The sequence below is a fragment of the Desulfonatronospira thiodismutans ASO3-1 genome, from assembly GCF_000174435.1.
Lineage (GTDB): Bacteria > Desulfobacterota > Desulfovibrionia > Desulfovibrionales > Desulfonatronovibrionaceae > Desulfonatronospira > Desulfonatronospira thiodismutans.
The window spans coordinates 131,042-149,823 of sequence record NZ_ACJN02000002.1 but is presented as its reverse complement, the minus strand read 5'-3'; the positions used below and the strand labels follow the sequence as shown (position 1 = coordinate 149,823).

Here is an 18,782-nt window from a genome sequence, read left to right as displayed (position 1 = left end):
TTCAGCTTCAAAGGAAGCCAAGAGGTTTTGCCCACGGAACACACGGAAGGACACGGAAAGAAGAAATGAGAATTTATTCCGTGCTTTTCCGGGTGTTCCGTGGGCAGTCTCTTTTGCCCCGCAAGGGGCCTTCTTTTTCAACGCAGAGCCGCGGGAAAAGCTTAGCTCCTTCCTTTCAATTTAAAACACCTATAACGCGGATTTGATCTCGCGGCAAATAAATTATGGGAGGATTTTTTTTAAAAAAAAAGCTCCTTCCCGCGGGAAGGAGCTTTTATAAGTTCTGTTTGTTATTCTGACTATTCAGAAAGCCCCTTGCGTCCTATCTGTCTGGCATAGGCCAGGGCCACTGTCCTGTATACCAGGTGGGCCAGCTTGGACCAGGGCAGGTATGCAAAGAGCATGAAGACAGTTACCAGGTGCAGATAATAGACTATGTAGGCCAGAGCAGCTGCATCAGCCAGTCTGAAGATCTGGGCCAGGAAGCCGGTGATGACCACTGCCCAGATTACCCCCAGAAGGTACCAGTCATAAAAGGAATTGACGGTCTTTTTGGGGTCAATGTTCAGGCGCATGCGGGTCATGTAAACAAGCCCCACAATGAGCGCAATTCCGGCAATATTGGCGAAAATCTTCACCGGGTTCCACATGGCCATGGGTGTGGCGAAATCGACAATGCCGAATATGTTCATCCAGTAAGCTGTGGCTACAAACGCGGTTACCAGGAAAAGCCCTACAAATCCGTAGAATACCAGCAGGTGGCCGGTGTAGCGCTCCTGGTTGGTTTCGCAGTCCTTGAACTTGACGTGGGTCAGGATCTGTTCCTTGATTACGTCATAAAGGGACCTTAACAGCGAGGGCGAGCCTTCCTGGGGCACGTACCCCGCTTCCTTGAACGACGACAGCATCCTCCCCACCGAATAGATAAAGGTGAAGACCACGAAAATGACCGTCAGGATGAAAATGGGGTCAATGGCCTGAAGTGTGGGGAACACCTTGCTGAATACGATTTCTCCGTCCGGGATGGTCAGTCCGGTGGTAATGGCCCAGACAATGAGAAAAAGTATAGCCGGAATGGCAAAGAGTACCGGCAGATACTTGGCTGAACTCATCCACTCGCCCAGGATGGCCGGCCTGGCCAGGGATTTGTAGGCTGTATTGCGCAGAGCCGCCAGCAGGTCACCCGGCTTTGCCCCGCGGGGGCAGTAGTCGGAACACTCGCCGCAGTTGTGGCACAGCCAGATGTCGATATCATTGACCAGCTTGTCTTTCATGCCCCACTGGGCCCAGACCATTTCCTTGCGGGGAAACGGGGTTTCTTCCGGCGACAGGGGGCATATCACGCTGCAGGTGGCGCACTGATAGCATTTCTTCAGGGATTCGCCTCCGGCAGCCTGCATTTCCCGGATAAACTGTACATCAGGGTCGATTCTTGTAGACATCTATAACCTCCTAGAAACCCTTGTATGGATTTGGTCCGTATCCCTCGATCTCTTCGATGAAATCATCGATTATCTTGGGGATCTTGTCATATTCATCTATGGATATCTGCTTCTGCTGAACCCTTTCGGATTCAACCTGCAGTCTTTCCAGGGTTTCACCTATGTTGTCCATGCGCATATTGCAGAGTTCGCTTCCCTTGATGAAGTGGCACTGGTAGTCGTCGCCGTACTTGCAGCCAAGCAGCAGTACCCCGTCAATGCCCTTACTCATGGATTCAGCGATCCACTGGGTGTTCACCGAGCCCAGGCAGCGGATGCCTATGAAGCGAATGGATGCCGACCACTTGTTTTTGCGCATGGCCGCCATATCCAGGGCCGGGTAAGCGTCGTTTTCGCAGACCAGGCAAAGGATGCGGTAGCCGCCTTCCTCTTCGTCCTCCGGGACCTGAATTGCACCGATGGCCTCATTGAGCATGGAAACGCTGTAGTTGTCAAAGGAGATGACGCGCTCCGGGCATGCTCCCATGCAGGTTCCGCAGCGGCGGCACCTGGTGGTGTTGGGCTCCGGAGTTCCCTTCTCGTCGTCGTCCAGGGCTCCAAATGGGCATTCCTCGGTGCAGCGCTTACACTGGGTGCAGCGGACCATGTTGAACTTGGGGTAGGTGGGGTCCCCGGAACGGGGATGCACAGCCACGCCGTGATTGACTGACTCCAAACACTGGATGGACTTGAGGGCTGCACCGGCGGCGTCGTCCTTGGCAGTACCCATGCTCATGGGCTGGCGCACGCATCCGGCTGCATAAATCCCTGTACGTCTGGTTTCATAGGGGAAGCAGATGTAGTTGGAATCGGCAAAGCCGTTGAAAAGCTCCAGATCCGGGATCTGTTCGCCCTGGCGGTAACCAAGTTTGAGTACGGCATCTTCTGCGATGGTGGGTAACATGCCTGTGGCCAGGACCAGAAGGTCCACCGCAACTTCCACATCTTCACCCAGCAGGGTGTCGGTTACCTTGACCACGACCTTGCCATCGCCGTCTTCGCTTACTTCCTGAATCTCGGACTTGGTCAAAAATATCCCTGGATCATCCTGGGCCGCCCGGTAGTAGTTTTCAAATACTCCAGGTGTGCGCATATCCTTGTAGAAAATAAAGGCCTTGGCATCATCGTCCTTTTCCCGGATATACCCGGCCTGCTTTAAAGAGCCCATGCAGCATACCGAAGAGCAGTAAGGAAGATGCTCGGGATCTCTTTGTCCGGCGCACTGGATAAATGCAGCACTTTTAACCGGCTGACCGTCGGAGGGCCTTTGCAGTTTGCCTTCCTTGGCCATGGTCTCCAGCTCCACATTGGTAACCACGTTCTTGATCTTGCCGTAACCCAGGTGTCCCAGCTTGGAGGCATCGTAGGGCTTCCAGCCAGTGGCCAGAACAACGGAGCCTATAAAGAGCTCGTGTTCTTCGCCTCCGGACTTTACCGTAACGGTGTATTTGCCCGGGGCTCCCTTGATGAGCTGCAGTTCAGCCTTGGTCAGGACCTTGATCTTGTCGTTTCCTTCCACTTTGCGGATCAGTTCGTCCACTGAGGGTTGTTCAGCCTCGGTATACGGGTGTTTGGTGGGGGTCTGCTTGTACATTTTGGCGGCGAAACCACCCAGCTTGTCTTCCTTTTCCACCAGGACCACGTCGTAGCCGGTATTGGCAGCGCCCAGGGCGGCGTTGAGACCGGTCACTCCGCCGCCCAGGACCATGATGGTGTTGCTTGGCTCCAGGGGTTCGCGCTCGGGGTAATCGGTCTTTTCCAGACGGACAACGCCCATGCGGATATAATCCCGGACCATCATGGTCAAAGGATCGGACATCTCGTCATCTTCAGGCTCCGGAAGCTCCGGATCACGGAAAGACCAGACAGCCAGTTCGCGGATATTGGCCCTTTCCACCAAGACACTTGGTCCGAAATCAAACACGTCCCACATGACCCTGGGAGAACAGGCACCTATGCAGACCTTGTTCACCCCTTCATTGTCGATATCATTCTGGATTTCCGCAACTCCTTCCTTGCTGCAAAGAAATCCATGCTCCTTGAGCACCGCTGGAGAGCACTCTTCGTCAATATACTCCCGAACCGCTTCCTTGTTCAGGTTGTCCCCGATTTCGCAACCGGTACAGATATATACTCCTGTCTTGTTGTCAGCCATTGTGACTTACCTCCTCACCGTTTGAATAGCATTCAGTGCCCCGCCTGTGGCTGTTTCGGCCGAGGTCATAACATCCAGCGGCATTTTGGCGCAGCCAACAGGGAAGATTCCCTTTTCCTCGCCGCCGGTGATAAAACCCGACTCATCCCTGGGAACTTCCACCGCCAGGCCGTCTATGGAAATGGAAGGCTGCATGCCCGTGGCCAGGACCACGAGATCGAATTTTTCCTCTTTCTTGACTCCGCCCATGATATCTTCGGCGGTAACCACCAGATCTCCGGTTGCGGTGTCCTCGGTGATTTTTGCAACCTTGCCCTTGACCATCTGCACTTTTTCGTCCTGCTGGATCTTGCTCAGGAAATTCTCGTACCTGCCCGGAGCGCGCAGATCTATGTAGTAGATGACCACCTCAGCGTCCGGATACTGCTCCCGGATGTATGTACAGTGCTTTAGGGATGCCATGCAGCAGATGTATGAGCAGTAATCCAGGTGATTCTGATCCCTGGATCCGGCGCACTGCACAAAGGCGATGCGTTTGGGCTCCTTGCCGTCGGAAGGCCGCAGAACCTGTCCGTCTGTCGGTCCTGCCGGAGCGGCCAGCCTTTCCAGCTGCATGTTGCTGATGACGTTGGGTATTTGTCCCCCGCCCAGGTTGGTAAGCTTGCTCACGTCGTAGGGCTTCCAGCCGGTAGCAACTATAATGGAGCCTACGTTCAGGGTGAACTCGCGCTCTTTTTCATCCAGGTCTATGGCCTGATACTCACAGGCATCAACGCACTTGGCACAGGATGACCCCTCGCACACCTGATCGTCGATGACGTAGCGCATGGGAAAGGACATAAGATGCGGGCGGTAGATGGCCTTGGTTTTGCCCATGCCAAAATCATAGTCACTGTCTCTTTCCACAGGACAGACTTCCACGCATTTGTCGCATGCTGTGCAGTTGCTGTTGACGAATCTGGGCTTGACCTTGATCTTGGCCTCGTAGTTGCCCGGGCCTCCGGTTACCTGAGTTACCTGGGCCATGGTGAACTGCTTCACCCTGGGGTTTTTTCGGATGCGCTGAAAGTTTATCTCCAGGCCGCATGTCGGAGGACATAGTTTGGGGAAATAGTGCTTAAGCTGGGCCACTCGTCCTCCAAGATAGGGCTCCTGCTCTACGATGTACACCTCGTGTCCGACTTCAGCGGCCTCCAGCGCGGCTGTCAAGCCGCTGAAACCGCCGCCGATTACCAGAATACTGTTATTGGACATTCTCAATCCTCCCTGATTTAATGCCTTATCTTACGAAAATGGCCTAAGGCCGAACTAAACCCGGGTTTAGTTCAGCTCGGACTTAGACCATTAAAAAGGCTGCGGGCCATGCGGCCCGCAGCCTGATTCATTTAGTCCTTGTCCCACTTGGGATCGAAGATCTGGATGTAAGGCCTCTTGAAGAAGGTCATTTCGCCCTTCTGAGGATCGTACTTGGAGTTGGTGAAGCACAGCCACTCTTCCTCGTTCAGACCCATGAAGTCGGAGCGATAGTAGAAGCCGGGGTACCTGGTCTCCTTGCGGAACCGGATGTGCATGGTATGCAGGCGCACGGTCCACAGGCGATGGTAGTTTTCCCAGGCGCGCAGGAGTTCATGCAGATCCCTGGCGCACAGCTTCAGGGAGTCTTCCTGGAGCATATCCAGGTGCTGACTGAGTACCTCGAGCAGAGCCTCGGAAGTGGTGTAGTAGGTTGCAACACCACCGCCGTACTCGTCAGAGTACTTGATCAGGCGCATCATGAAGTTGCGCGGTGTGATGTACTTGGGGTTGATGTCCGGAGCAGTGGATACGTTCTTGTGCTCTTCGTAGTTGTACCAGGGCAGATAGACCATTTTGGCCAGATCCTGCGGGGATTCCTGCAGGGTCGGCTTGAAGTCCTTATGATCCACGCACCAGCGCACCATCTGCTTGGCAGCGATGCGGCCCTCGGCGTGAGCACCGGAGGAGAACTTGTGCCCGGAAGCGCCGACACCGTCAGCGCAGGTCCACAGGCCCATGACCGTGGTCATGCGGTTGTAGGCCTTGCCGTTGGCAGCGCGTACCTTGTACTCTTCCGGAACCCAGTCTTCGTCGGGACCGGATACCCAGATGCCGCAGCAGCCGGAGTGGGAGCCCAGCAGGTAGGGTTCTGTGGGCATCATTTCGGAGCCCTTGTTTTCAGGCTCGATGTTCATGCAGGCCCACAGGTTGGCCTGGCCGACACACATATCCAGGAAGTCTTCCCAGGCTTCGGATTCCAGGTGCTTCTGCTCCTTCTTGGACAGTTCCTTGAAGGTGTCCTGCAGAGCAGTGGCTGTATCCATGAAGATGGGACCGCGTCCCTGCCTCATTTCCTCCAGAGTGCAGTGGTTGCGCAGACAGGCAGGCATGACCTTGCCTGTGGCGTAGCCTTTATCCCGGTAGGGCTGAATCAGATGGTCGTTCTTGACCATGTAGTCTTCGCCCTGGGCGTTGGTGGCCTTGGCCTTAAACAGCAGGAACCATGCGCCCACAGGTCCGTAACCGTCTTTGAAACGGGCGGGTGTGAACCTGTTTTCCATCATGGTCATTTCCGCGCCCACCTCGGAGCACATGGTGTAGGTGGATCCGGCGTTCCATACGGGATACCAGGCACGTCCCATACCTTCACCGGTGGAGCGGGGGCGGTATACGTTTACTGCGCCGCCGCAGGCCACCAGGATGGCGTTGGCCTTGAATACGAACACCTTGTTTTCACGGGTGGAAAAGCCCACTGCCCCGGCTATGCGGTTGGGTTCATTGGCGTCTAGGAGCAGCTTGACCACAAAGATGCGCTCCATGTACTTGTCTTCGCCGATGGCGTTTTTGGCTGCCTCGGCCACGATGACCTTGTAGGACTCACCATTGATCATGATCTGCCAGCGACCGGAACGAACAGGCTTGGCACCTTCGCGTACCTGCAGGCCCTTCTTCTTGGCGGCTGCACCGTCGAGGCGCTTGCCGTCGTCAGTGGTCACCCAGATGGGCAGTCCCCATTCCTCAAACAGATGTACGGAATCATCCACGTGACGGCCCAGGTCGAAGACCAGATCTTCGCGCACGGCCTTCATGAGGTCGTTCTGGACCATACGGGCGTAGTCCTCAGGAGTATTGTCGCCCAGATAGGTGTTGATGGCGGACAGGCCCTGGGCCACTGCGCCGGAGCGCTCCAGGGAGGCCTTGTCAACCATGAGATAACTGACATCGTGCTTGTCGGCCCACTTTTTGATCTCTACAGCAGCGCCGCAGCAACCCATGCCGCCGCCCACCAGCAAGCAATCAACATCAATTTCCTTGATTTCCGGCTCACCGATGGGAACACCAAGATTCTGGCTCTTAGATGGAATAACAGGCATAAATACCTCCTTAAAATGCTTGTGACGAATTAAAATCAGCCGTGATCAGACTACTTCATAACGGCAGGGTTCTTCCATGTCTCTGTGTAGTCGGCGTTCTTGATTTCAACCTTCTGGTTGATGACGTTTGTGGGCTTCTTGAGCTCTGTCTCGTTGAACAGGAGCTCGTTTTCCAGGTCGCCTGCTTCGGGCTTGCCTTCGTAAGGCTTGATGGAGCCTTCTTCAGTGGTCCTGATGGGGAACTTGAAGCGTTTGATGTTGCCGTTGCGGAACTGGATGGTCCACATGATGTCGGTACCGCTGCGCATGGGAATGCTGGTACCGCCCATGGGGGCGAAGTCGGCATAGGGACGGGCCTCAATGGCGCCCTGGGGGCAGATCTTGACACAGGAATAGCACTCCCAGCAGGCGTCCGGCTCCTGGTTGTAGGCAAGCATTGCCTCGGGGTCCAGGATCATGAGGTCGTTGGGGCAGATGTACATGCACGCGGTCTTTTCTCCGCCCTTGCAGCCGTCACATTTCTCCGGATTTACAAAGGTTGGCATAACGGTCCTCCTTAACTATAAGGTTTTAAACTTCCACTACCAAATTCCCCGGGTGGGGAAGCCATAACAAACAAGAACACCAGGTCCTCGTTTTACATATATTTCATGACAAATACTGCATTGCATCAATATTGTAAATTCAATTTGTCTAATATTGAACTTTGATATTTGTCAAGAAAAAGATGTTTGTAATAAAAATAACGTAATTTTATTTGGTTATCATCTCATGCCGCAATGATGCTGCATTGCGGCATGAGATTTTGTAACGATCTCCGGAGTTATATTTCCGGTGCGGGCAGATAGTCGGACTCTTTGGCTGCCAGCTCCTTGATTTCTCCGGCCCGGGCCAGGGTGTTGTCCACCACTTCGGGACCAAGAGATTTGGCCTTGGCGATTTCTTCAAACAGGGTACGGTTGAAGGCCAGGGGGGTGTCAGTGATGCAGCCCCTGGAATCGGTGCGGGCCGTATCAAACTCCTTCATTATGGCATTGGCCTTCTCATCGGGCATTTCCATGGTAAAAGCCCTGAGGTTGCCGCCGAACATATACTCGACTTTGTCCTCCAGGCCGCTGCCCTTGAGGGCTTCCATGCGTTTGTCGTCCAGGAGAACCACGAATAGCTTGGACATAGATCAATTCCTCCTTAAAGATTTTGCGGTCAGGACCTTAGACATCCAGATCCGGCAGATCAACTTCCAGTTTCTGTTCCTGGGCAACCACGTAGTTCTGGTTGCAGAAGGGGAAGTTGAATTCCTTCCACCACTTGACCACTGCCTTGTACACTTCGGGCCGGAAAATGACCCGGGGCGGAAAGATGCCTTCGCCCACCATGCCGCGGATAAAGCTGCCGCTGAATTTTTCCTTCTGCTTGGTATGGCCGCAGGACTCGCTGTAGGCGATTTCCTGGCACACGGGGCAGTACCAGAACTCTCTCATGTTCTGGGGCTTGATATGCAGGCCGTACTCCACCTCGCAGATGGACTTGTCAAAGCCGTAGCTGGGAATGCCCTTGTCCCACAGGGTCTGGGTGGCGAACTGGTCGTAGTAGTCGCCCACTGCGGCGTGGTCCCGGCCGAACATGTGATGGGTGCAGCCCATGTTCTGGCGGATGATGCCGTGCAGCATGGATTCCAGGGGGTTGCCGTAGCGCATGTCCCACAGGCAGTAGGTAACCATGTGCCTTTCCGGCTTGATGTATCCGCCCTGGTTTACGGCTTCGTGGCCTTCCAGAATGGACTCGTCGGGGTAGTCGCCCTTGCGCTTTACGCCGATGATGGCGTTGACCAGGATGCCGTGGCAGGGCTCGATGTCGCCGGTGTAGGCGGCGTTTTTCATGAGGTGCTCATGGCCCACGTGGGGGACGTTTCTGGTCTGGTGGTTGATGACCGTGCGCCAGCCGCGCTTTTGGAACTCTTCGCGTGACTTTACCGGCGGGCACCAGAAGCGGTCGAAGGGAGCCCTGAATTTGGGCTCGTTGATGATGGTGTACTTACCGGCCAGAACCACGGGATTGAGGCTCTTGTAAATGACCCAGCCGGGGTGTTTTTCGTTGAAGGCTTCCTGGACCACTTCGGGATTTTTCTCCGGTGAGCCGAAAACCCTGTTGGCCAGCTCGGTGGTGTCCTTGATACGCCAGACTTCCTCAACGTCCAGGATGGCAAAGGGCTTGCCCTTGAGCCGCAGCAGGACACGGTCACCGGCGGTTACGCCCAGCTGCTTGTAGTCTTCCTCGCTGATGTCGAATACTAAGGGGTAGGGGAAGATCCAGTTGTTCAGAAGTCTTCTTTCGTTGAGGACCTTTTCCACTTCGGCTTCCTTCATGGAGCCTTCAACCGGGCTGAAGAAGCCGTAGCAGGTGGACATGATTTCCCGGTATACGTTGCGGACGGGAACGCCTTTGTCGCTCAGGGTGGGCTTGATGTCGTAAACCGGGCAGCCCTTGGCCAGCTTCTTGGCCAGCTGGGGATCCCTCACGACCCTCTCTTCAAGTCTTCCTCCGTGCGGGGGAGGCGTAGTCATTCTCAATGACATTGCAAACTCCTTGGTTTTAAGTTCAACATCCTAAACAGGCCTCAAAGAACAAAAATAGCATATACACAGAAACGGTTGTATAGATGGCGAAACCGTCTTTGTGAATTTATGAACATAATAATTTCATTTTCTACAGGATGCAACCCTTTTGGGTCCAATTTTTTTTGTTTGGACGCTCCAGAGCGCGTTATTTCACAGGCTCGGCTTATCCCTTTGAAATGATTGTGCGAAAAATCATAAGCAAGGACGCACCGACATCATGCTTTAAAATATCCCTGCCTATACAAAATTTTATGTTCAAAGGCAACCAGTTTTTTTAAAAATCTGATGATTTTTTTTAAATCATTTTGGCCTTGGCCACTCAACCCCTCGGCACCGCCTGGTACTGGAGCAGCCATGACGAGTGGTTCCGCAGAGGCAAAGCTCTGCCCTTGCCGGGGTGCTGCGGCAGTTTCGAATTTTTGGAGTTATTTCGAGCCGGCTACGCCTGGCAAGCAACAGCCGGCTCAATTATCATGTTCAACTATATATCAAGCAGGCCGGTCCGGATGTACCAGCAGAACCGGGCAGTGTGCCTTTTTGGTCACCCGCTCGGCCACGGAGCCCACAAACCATGCTTCAGGTCCTTTACGGGTATGGGTGGGCAGAACAATCATGTTGACTGAGTTCTCCCGGGCGTAGTTCAGGATCTCATCAGCGGGCTGCCCCTTGAGAACAGTCTTTTTGCGGACCTTCACCCCGGGAAGGGCCTTTTCAATAAAGGTGTCCATGAGTTTTTCCGCCACTTCTTTTTCATAGCCCACATGACTTGTGTACACAGACTGGAGAATGTCTTCGCTGATAAAATCTATGTGCGGGGTAACGTGGACCAGGTCCACCTCGGACCCGGCGCACATGGCGATCTGGCGGGCATAGCCAGCGGCCAGGTTGTCGTTGTCTGAAAAAACAACCGGCAAGAGTATTCTTTTTATTTCCGGCATGAGAAATCTCCTTTCATCCAGCACGCAAACTGCATACTGGTAAACTGTTTTTTTGCGGACATGATCTGCGTCAACCAGGTTCCAGGTGCCGGCAGGCCGGGTTGGTGGAACCTGTTTGTTTTCTTTCCGGAAACGTGGAAAGAACCGTTTCCGGGTGAAGACTAACCAATTCTCACAATCCCGGAAGCAGCCAGTATGACCATAAAGCAGACAATAGCGCTTAAAATCACGTACTGAAACTGCTTTTCCCTGGTGAATACCACCATCGTAGGGATCAGCGCCCAGAGAGCAACTGTGGTTCCCAGGGCGACTCCGAACATGGTGAAGCCGTCTCCGGTAAAGAAGTTTTTCCACCATACACTGTGAAACCAGGGCCATTCCCCGTACAGGGCTACCCAGATCTCCTCTCCGGACAAGCCTTCAAAGATAAGAGCATAGGTGAAATAGGGGTTCATGGCTGTATTGTCGGGCATGAACATGGCGAACATGGGGCCGATAAAACAGATGAGGCAACTGGTGAAAGTGATCCAGTACACTATACTGCCGTAAACCCTGTTGTGCAGGGGAGCAAGGGGTCTATCTTCGGTCATTTTGTATTCCTCCGTGATTTAAGTTTGGCCGGCTAATCCTTGAGCCTGGATTCCTTGATGATGTTGACCATTACAAAGCTCAGAAGGAGCAGCAGGACAAGTCCGTTCAGCCAGTGCGGCGGACGCTGGATTATATCCCACATGGACAGGGCCCTGGTAATGAGTCCCCAGCAGGAAAAGCCCATGAGCCCTATGAGCAGCCAGCGCACGAAACCGGCCTTGATCTGAACCAGGACCAGCGCCCCAAGCAGTCCTCCCACTACCTGTCCTGCCAGCCATGGAGCGGCGAACATGGGGATCAGCGCCCCCATCATAAAGTAAGGCCATACAGCTATGCAGTCGCCCATGCCTAACAGGACCACGCTGTTGGCAGCGGCAACCTTGACCGGGGTGCCGGCGATGACGTTCTGGAAGGGCACAATGGCCCAGCCTGCGCCCATGCCGAAAAAGCCTGATCCGGCACCCACAAGCAGGATCCCGGCAAAAAGCCAGCCCATGTTGGTCAGTCCGTAATCCACGACCTTTTTCAGGGAAGGCTCATAGAAAGGCTGACGCAGACCAAGAGCCTGTGTGATTCTGTCTGATTTCTTGACATCCGGCCATTCGATTTTTTTCCCGCCGAAAATGAAATAAATGATCAGACCACCGATAAGCAGACCCAGCAAAAGGCGTATAAAAGCCTCGCCCCATTCTCCCAGGTGTTCGGCCACCAGCACTGCCCCGACTGCTCCCGAAAAGCAGGCGATGCCGAAGGCCACGCACAAAAATATGCACATCTTGACGTTGGCCAGGCCGCTTTTGGCTACCGGCCCAGTGGCCATTAGTCCGCTGAACATGGCCACCACGAGTCCCGTGCCCCTGGCAATCAGGCTGTCCACGGGAGTAAAGGCCATAATGAAAGGAGTAAAAAGTACTCCCCCGCCTATCCCTCCAACTGTGGCCACGAGAGCTATTATGGAGCTGACAATGAAGAACCCTACCAGCCAGCCCCATATGACTCCTCCGCCCATTCCCCCTTCCGGGGTGGGTACAATGGTGACGCTGACCAGAATGGCGATATAGGTGAGTACAGCAAAGGCAAGCATTATGTTCAGTTCCAGCCAGGGCGGCTTCCACATCTTGGACATGGTTGTCTCCTTTGTGAATTGTTCATGTTTGATGGCAATTATGCTCTGGAAAACATCTTTGGGTATATTTTTTTGATTTACTGGTTTTGCTTTGAACCTCCCTGGGGTTACGGGTTGATCTTGAGTCATCTGAAAGCAGGAAGAAGCACTCCAAGGTAAAGCCTTTTGCAGCTGGACCTGAGGATGAAGCACCTAAGCCCGGCGTGAGACAGAGGCAGGTCCGGACTGGTGCAATATTTCACAAGCCAGGGCAGATTCAAGCGTGCCGCGGGGGATTTATCCGCATCAAGGCATTTGCCAGATAGGCCAGGAACTTGGTGTTGTGAGTCTGATAGCTCTGAGGGCAGCCAGGCATGAAGAAATCCTGGATATCGCTTTGGCCCGAGAGCAGGGCTGATAATATACTGTCCACTCTGCCGGACACACAGGCAATGACCCTGATGCCCCAGGCAAGAAGAAGGTCATGGCATAGTCTGGAAACGGCCCCGCAAACCAGAACTTCTATGTCCAGGGCGGCAATCCTTCGTATCCTGGCCAGGCCGTCCAGGCCGGACAGGTCGTGATGCTCCCGGGTTTCGATTCTGCCTGAGGCTGCCTGGACAACCATGATTCTGCCTGAAACATCAAATACCGGAGCCACAAGATCGTTCCATATGCTTACGGCCAGCTTCATCTTTAACCTCGATGGCCGAAAGCTATGCATCCAATGTACCAGAAAGATGTACAGCAAAATTAATAGGGATGGCGTGATGATTTTCTTTTATTGTGGGTGAAAGGCAAAATTAGTGTTGCGTATGCGCATCAATTGAGCGTGTGTGTGTAGCAATTATGCATCAATGCGCGGGGGGAGTGGTGCTCTTGTCACGCGAACCACGCGAAGCGCGTGGCAGGACGCGTGGCTGAGGAAAGAAGTGAGATTACAGATGTACCGGCACTCAGTATTCCTGTGTGCCGTGCAGGCTGAAAAATCAGGGGGTTACAAAGATCGATTGAAGGGTTGATTTGTTACAACTATTGGCATTCACATCTTTATCAGCCCCAGTTGTTTCATCTTGCGGTACAGGGTGCTTCTGTGCATTCCCAGGAGCCTGGCCGCCCGGGTCATGCTGTTCTGTGTCTGTTTCAGGGCCCGGGATATATTGGCTGCTTCCAGGGCCTGTTTAGTGGTATGCAGGTCTGTGGGAGCGTTTTCTCTACGTTCCCTGATTATCAGTTCCCGGGGAAGATGGCTGCGCTGGATTTCGCCGCTGCGGCAAAGGACAAAGGCTCTTTCGATTACGTTTTCCAGTTCCCGGATATTTCCCGGCCAGTCATGGGCCATAAACAGGGACAGAACCTGTGGGTCCACGCCGGTGATCTCCCGGTTGTACAGGCGGTTGAATCGTTCTATGAACTGATCCACCAGGAAAGGTATGTCCTCTTTGCGTTCTCTCAGGGGCGGCAGATCAATGCGGACAACATTGATGCGGTAGAAAAGGTCCTGGCGGAAGGCCTTCATTTCGACAAGCTGTTCCAGGTCCTTGTTGGACGCGGCGATAATCCGGGCATCAGTTTTTTCCGGCTGAACAGCACCCAGGGGCTCAAAGCTTCTATCCTGCAGCACCCGCAGGAGCTTGGTCTGCATGTTCAGGCTCATATCCCCGATTTCGTCCAGAAACAGGGTCCCCCCCCTGGCCTGGGCGAATCTGCCCGGCTTGCTCTTCTCAGCCCCGGTGAAAGCCCCTGCCTTGTATCCGAACAGCTCCGATTCCAGCAGGGTGTCCGGCAGGGCGGCGCAGTTGACCGCCACAAACGGAGCTTCGCGGCCCCGGTGCAGGGAATGGATGGCCCGGGCCACAAGTTCCTTGCCCGTGCCGGTTTCTCCCTGAATGAGCACTGTACTGGAGGTCTCGGCTACTGCCGGAGTAAGCTCCAGCACTTTCTGCATGGCCGGGCTGTGGCTTATGAGTTCCCCCATATCGAAGCCGCCCTTGAGCTGCAGGCGCAGACTTTCCAGGGCGCTTAAATCCCTGAAGGTCTCCACGCCTCCGGTAATTTCTCCCTGATCGTTGCTCAGCACGGATGTGGATACGCTGACAGTGATGCGCCTGCCCCTGGAATCTACGAAATAGCAGGTCTTGCCCACAACGGGCTTGCCTGACTCCATGGTATAGCGCAGGGCGCACTCTGATTCGCACAGGCTGGAATGAAACACTTCCCAGCAGGGCCGGCCCATGGCCTGGTTCCTGGAGATCCCGGTGATCTGTTCCGCCGCCCGGTTGAAGGAGGTGATCAGCCACTTGTCGTCCACGGTGAATACACCATCAGAGATGCTCTCCAGGATGTCGCAGTTGAATCCGTTGCACGGCTTTTCAGGTGGCTTCAGGCTCTGCATAAATTTTTATCTATGATGAGAAGTTAAATTTAAGCTCTTTTGCCATGTTTTTTCTGTGAGACAAAGGGCCGGACATAAGCAAAGCAGGCCTCAGGGCAGAAAAACATTCCGGTCTGGCTGGCTCTGGCTAAGCCTTAGCGGCCTGGCTTTGTGCCTGAACACTGTCCATGTATTCCAGCAGATTGTAAAGCCGCCGGCCATAGGTTTCGTGTTCCAGTATATGGGCCTGCAATGCGCTGCGCATGGATTCGCGGGCTCCCTGGTCGTGCAGGTAGTAGCGGACCTTCTCAGCAAGCTCCCTGGAATCCTGGAAGGTGGCCACGTGCCTGCCGAAATCCTGGCGGTCCACCACGGCCTGTTTTTCTGTTATCTGAAATCCCCCGGCGGCGGGTATCTCGAAAAAGGCCGGGTTCAGTCCGTCATGCCGGGCAAAGTCCTCTCCGTGGGTATTTATTACAATGGTGGACGAGGCGTAGGCCTCCAGGTTCCGCGGCGGAAATATCAGACCATTGGCCCGTACCCATTCATTGTCGCTCCATCCGGGTCCCCAGACGTCCACTTTCTGTCCCAGGGTTTCGCTGACCCGTCTCACCAGCTCTTCTTCGTACTCGCCATAAGGCGAAATGAGCATCACATCCCGGCCGTACTTGCGTCTGGAGCCCGAGGTAACTTTTACCTTGAGCCTGTGATGGTAGGGACAGGCTGCAAAGGGAAGGTGCACGACATTCCGGGCTCCCATTGAGCGCAGATTTTCCAGGTCTTTATTAAATGACAGGGCCACGACATCCACCAGCTCGTCAACTTCCATGATCCTGTCTATCTGGTCTTCCCGGCGAACAGGCGGACCCCACCAGTAAATGATGCGGATAATGGGGTTTAGTTCACGGATATTCTCCACGGTCTGACGGTCAATTAGACCCTGCAGGCTGACAACAAGGGGGGTCTTGTTTTTCTTGACCATATCCCGCAGGCGATGGTTGGACATGGTTTCCCATTCCACGAATGTGCCGGGCAGTCCGAACTTTCTCATGAGGTGGTGCATTCGATTGGAGATCCTGGACATGGGCTCGGGGCAGTCATGAAAATGGATGGCCGACTCCAGTCCCATGGAGTAAAACCCTGATTCCACAACCCATGTCCATCTGTTTCCGGCGATGGGGCCTTCTATGGTGACCTGTTTCTTGCCCGAGGTTTTGGCAGGGCCTTCAAATACCCGTTTCATGAAGTTCTTCTCCGAAGTCGGCTGTTTTATGGGATTTTATTTAAAAAAACATTCAATATTTTTGCTCTTTTTTTCACGGGTGTCAACCGCGAGCGAATAAGAGATTCAGCCTGCGTATCCTGGGGCCAGGGTTGCAAATTGCTACAGGCATGTTTTTTATGTTGCAAGGAAGCTGGAAACAAGTTATGTGGAATAAGACTTTATTAACACCAATCCGGGTGTATTTTTTGCCGGACAGGTTTGTCCTTGCATGTCCGGCCAACTGGTTGAGGTTTCTGGATGATGCCGTCCTGGATCAGGTTCAGGGTCTCTTGCCTGCCCCAGACAAGCAGGCACGGGTTGTTAAGGCTTAGTCCAAAATTGAGAAAAATTTCACACTGAGGAGGGGAGATTATGTCCAAGTGGTTGAAGTCGCCCTGGCTTGAGCTGAACATCATGATAGCGCTGGCGGTGCTTTCTTACGGTGTGCTGGCAGTGGCGGCCCCTTTCGTGCCCGTCCCCGAAGGGGGCATGCCCGGTGGAGTTCTGGTAGGCTGGCTGGTGGGATTCTTCATCGCCAGTACCATTATCGCCATTCTGGCCACCATCGGAGGAATCGGCGGAGGAGTGCTCTTTACTCCTCTGGTCATGGCCTTCACCCCGGTTGACAGCGTCATTGCCAGGGGGACTGGGCTCATAGTGGCCATGTTCAGCGGTCTAATGGCCACAGGACCTGTAATGCGCAGCGGCCTGGCCAACCTCAAGATGTGCATCTTTCTCTGCGTGGCTTTTGCCGTCGCCGCTTTCTCCGGGGCCCAGGGAGCAGTGATCGTGGCCGCCCACCTGGGGGATTTCGGTGAGGGCCTGGTACGCATGATGCTGGGCCTGCTCATAGGCGGCCTGGTGGTTTATTTTATTATGGGCGGAAAAAAGGTTGAATGGCCGGACGTGAAGAAATCGGACAAGATCACCGAGGCCCTGAATCTGCGCCAGCCTTTTTATGAGCCCTCCCTGAAAAAGGTGGTGGACTACGGCCTGACCAATATGGGCTGGCTCTTCGCAGCCATTTTGATTGTCGGTCTTGTCTCCGGGTTTTTCGGCATGGGCGCAGGCTGGGCCATGGTTCCCTTCCAGAACGTCGTTGCCGGCACACCCATGAAGGTGGCTGCGGCCAACAGCGTGGTCCTGCTGGGCATGGGAGACTGTGTTGCGGTCTGGCCCTATTTCATAATGGGTGCGCTCATTCCCATGTTTGCCGCTCCCTGGCTGGCCGGGCAGGTTGTGGGCGGTCTCTTCGGCGCCCTGGTCCTGGTCCAGATCAAGGCCGGCTTTGTCCGCTGGCTGCTCATCGGGCTCATGGGCTTTTCCTGCTGGGGTCTTATTACCAGGGCCCTGTCCATGTGGGAGGTCATCCAGCCCCCGCCGCACTGGCTGAACTTTACCGTCCTGGGAGTCCTCATGCTCTTTGTGATCGTAAACGTAGCCAGGGAACTGAAGCGTAAGGATTAGTTCAACCCAATTAATCAGGAGGCATCTTGATATGACCGAAGATAGACCAAAAGTACCGCTTTACAATACTACTTACGGGGATACGGTTTACTGGATAACCTTTGCCGTGTGTATAGCCTGCCTGGTGGGACCTGCGCTGGCCGTGCTCTTTCCGGGAAATACCGCAATGGATCCCTATTTTACCTATGCTCTTATTTTTGAAGGCAAGACAGGCACGGAGATATGGACGGCCCTTTACGGTGAATGGCCTTACATGCATTCAGTCTGGTTCAAGAACTTCTTTACCGGGGACGGCTTTACCATGTTCGCCATGGCCATCGGCTGCACCGTGGCTGTCTGGGCCCTGATCCCCACCATCGTGGCCTTTGTCAAGGAAGGGCTTACCGGATACGCCCTTTTTTCCGTGTTTATTATAGCCATGATTCTTTTTGCCGCTTCCGGCGCTGTCCAGATCGAGGTGCCCGTGCCCGAGCCGGTGGAATAGACTGGTTGCATGCGCAGACGTACTGCCCTGTCGGGGCGACTGCGCATGAAGCGTCAGCATGACTCTGCGTATTGCTGGACGCAACCAGCAATACGCAGAACACATACTTTGACCGCGCGATCAGAGCGCGCTGTTCAGGAGGTTATTCATGCCCGAAATAAAACGAATGCTGCTGCCGGTGGTCTTTTCCGAAAACGATATGCTGGCTGCTGATTATGCCCGCCAGATCGCCATGTGCGCCGGGTCCGAGGTGGACCTGGTCCACGTCACCCCGCAAATTGACTTCATCAGTGAAGATATCCTGCAGTCTGTATATACCAGTCATGTGGGCTATGAAAAGGAAGTGGCCGAGAAACTCATGGACGCCTTTATCGAGAAGTCCCTGTCCGGGGTGAATGTGCGCAACAAGGCGGTCCTCAAGGGCCAGCCCGCAGAAGAGGTCTTAAGGTACGCCAAGGAGAACAACATTAATATGATCGTTCTTCCCACTCACACCCGAAAAGGGCCCGAGGCGTGGTTCGTGGGTTCCGTGGCTGAGAGAATTACCAAAAGAGCCCATTGCCCGGTTCTCATCGTCCATCCGGACTGATGGGCGACGACCATTGGCTTCAGCCGAAAAGTTTCACCATCAGACCGCAGGGCTCAAGCTCTGCGGTCTTTTTTTTGCCGGTTGCCGGCGGTTATAATTTCCGAGGCATGGCTAACAAGTTTCCATCCGGAAATTCTTTATTTCCGGATGTTGAAACTGATGGTTTTCTTTACGGAAACAAGGAGTTTTTTCTTTTGGCAAGGAAATCAAGCAATTATAAGGAGGCGTATCTTAATACGTTGACGAATAATTGTGCAGATTGACGCCGCCAAAAGGGAAAAGAACCGTTTCCGGATGAAAACTAACAAACTTCCCGCCTTGGGCGGG

Annotated in this window: 18 protein-coding genes; 4 read left to right on the top strand and 14 right to left on the bottom strand. The window is 54.1% G+C overall.

The features are described from left to right. Positions 1–299: 299 nt before the first annotated feature. The 14 genes from qmoC to DTHIO_RS06810 form a co-directional block, all read right to left on the bottom strand. Positions 300–1,442, bottom strand: coding sequence for a quinone-interacting membrane-bound oxidoreductase complex subunit QmoC (gene qmoC, locus DTHIO_RS06870; protein WP_008869600.1), 1,143 nt, complete (start codon positions 1,440–1,442; stop codon positions 300–302). 10 nt (positions 1,443–1,452) lie between these two features. Continuing rightward, the gene (locus DTHIO_RS06865; RefSeq protein ID WP_008869599.1) at positions 1,453–3,636 is read right to left on the bottom strand and encodes a hydrogenase iron-sulfur subunit; all 2,184 of its coding nucleotides are present in this window, start codon (positions 3,634–3,636) and stop codon (positions 1,453–1,455) included. A 6-nt stretch (positions 3,637–3,642) separates the two neighbouring features. Next, positions 3,643–4,890 (bottom strand): CoB--CoM heterodisulfide reductase iron-sulfur subunit A family protein, encoded by a 1,248-nt coding sequence (locus tag DTHIO_RS06860; protein WP_008869598.1) that lies wholly within the window; start codon positions 4,888–4,890, stop codon positions 3,643–3,645. A 131-nt stretch (positions 4,891–5,021) separates the two neighbouring features. Further along, on the bottom strand, positions 5,022–7,025 hold the full coding sequence (gene aprA / locus DTHIO_RS06855) for an adenylyl-sulfate reductase subunit alpha (protein ID WP_008869597.1): 2,004 nt from the start codon (positions 7,023–7,025) through the stop codon (positions 5,022–5,024). Positions 7,026–7,075: 50 nt separating this feature from the next. After that, positions 7,076–7,570: an adenylyl-sulfate reductase subunit beta gene (aprB, locus tag DTHIO_RS06850; RefSeq protein ID WP_008869596.1), complete on the bottom strand. Its 495-nt coding sequence runs from the start codon at positions 7,568–7,570 to the stop codon at positions 7,076–7,078. Between the two features lie 278 nt (positions 7,571–7,848). Then, on the bottom strand, positions 7,849–8,199 hold the full coding sequence (locus DTHIO_RS06845; protein ID WP_008869595.1) for a DUF6955 family protein: 351 nt from the start codon (positions 8,197–8,199) through the stop codon (positions 7,849–7,851). A gap of 37 nt (positions 8,200–8,236) precedes the next feature. Next, the gene (gene sat / locus DTHIO_RS06840) at positions 8,237–9,601 is read right to left on the bottom strand and encodes a sulfate adenylyltransferase (RefSeq protein WP_008869594.1); all 1,365 of its coding nucleotides are present in this window, start codon (positions 9,599–9,601) and stop codon (positions 8,237–8,239) included. 257 nt (positions 9,602–9,858) lie between these two features. Further along, positions 9,859–9,999: a hypothetical protein gene (locus tag DTHIO_RS21385; RefSeq protein WP_153305063.1), complete on the bottom strand. Its 141-nt coding sequence runs from the start codon at positions 9,997–9,999 to the stop codon at positions 9,859–9,861. 132 nt (positions 10,000–10,131) lie between these two features. Next, positions 10,132–10,581, bottom strand: a complete 450-nt coding sequence (locus DTHIO_RS19635; protein WP_008869593.1) for a universal stress protein — start codon at positions 10,579–10,581, stop codon at positions 10,132–10,134. A gap of 161 nt (positions 10,582–10,742) precedes the next feature. Next, on the bottom strand, positions 10,743–11,171 hold the full coding sequence (locus DTHIO_RS06830) for a hypothetical protein (protein ID WP_008869592.1): 429 nt from the start codon (positions 11,169–11,171) through the stop codon (positions 10,743–10,745). Between the two features lie 32 nt (positions 11,172–11,203). Further along, positions 11,204–12,298, bottom strand: a complete 1,095-nt coding sequence (locus DTHIO_RS06825; RefSeq protein ID WP_008869591.1) for a sulfite exporter TauE/SafE family protein — start codon at positions 12,296–12,298, stop codon at positions 11,204–11,206. Positions 12,299–12,554: 256 nt separating this feature from the next. Next, positions 12,555–12,971, bottom strand: a complete 417-nt coding sequence (locus DTHIO_RS06820; protein ID WP_008869590.1) for a NifB/NifX family molybdenum-iron cluster-binding protein — start codon at positions 12,969–12,971, stop codon at positions 12,555–12,557. A gap of 348 nt (positions 12,972–13,319) precedes the next feature. Next, positions 13,320–14,672: a sigma-54 interaction domain-containing protein gene (locus tag DTHIO_RS06815; protein ID WP_008869589.1), complete on the bottom strand. Its 1,353-nt coding sequence runs from the start codon at positions 14,670–14,672 to the stop codon at positions 13,320–13,322. Positions 14,673–14,799: 127 nt separating this feature from the next. Then, a complete protein-coding gene (locus DTHIO_RS06810; protein WP_008869588.1) occupies positions 14,800–15,894 on the bottom strand; it encodes a CgeB family protein in 1,095 nt (364 codons plus the stop codon). 393 nt (positions 15,895–16,287) lie between these two features. Between DTHIO_RS06810 and DTHIO_RS06800 the strand changes: the two genes are divergently transcribed. The 4 genes from DTHIO_RS06800 to DTHIO_RS21655 all read left to right on the top strand — a co-directional run bounded on the left by DTHIO_RS06800 (position 16,288) and on the right by DTHIO_RS21655 (position 18,718). Beyond that, positions 16,288–17,382 carry a sulfite exporter TauE/SafE family protein gene (locus DTHIO_RS06800; RefSeq protein ID WP_008869587.1) on the top strand — a complete coding sequence of 365 codons (1,095 nt, stop codon included), beginning with the start codon at positions 16,288–16,290 and terminating at the stop codon, positions 17,380–17,382. Positions 17,383–17,413: 31 nt separating this feature from the next. Next, positions 17,414–17,866 (top strand): hypothetical protein, encoded by a 453-nt coding sequence (locus DTHIO_RS06795; RefSeq protein ID WP_008869586.1) that lies wholly within the window; start codon positions 17,414–17,416, stop codon positions 17,864–17,866. 148 nt (positions 17,867–18,014) lie between these two features. Beyond that, entirely contained in the window at positions 18,015–18,455 is a 441-nt protein-coding gene (locus tag DTHIO_RS06790) for a universal stress protein (RefSeq protein ID WP_008869585.1), read from the top strand. Then, entirely contained in the window at positions 18,455–18,718 is a 264-nt protein-coding gene (locus DTHIO_RS21655) for a hypothetical protein (protein ID WP_040418151.1), read from the top strand. Before DTHIO_RS06790 ends, DTHIO_RS21655 begins: the two co-directional genes overlap by 1 nt. Positions 18,719–18,782 lie beyond the last annotated feature (64 nt).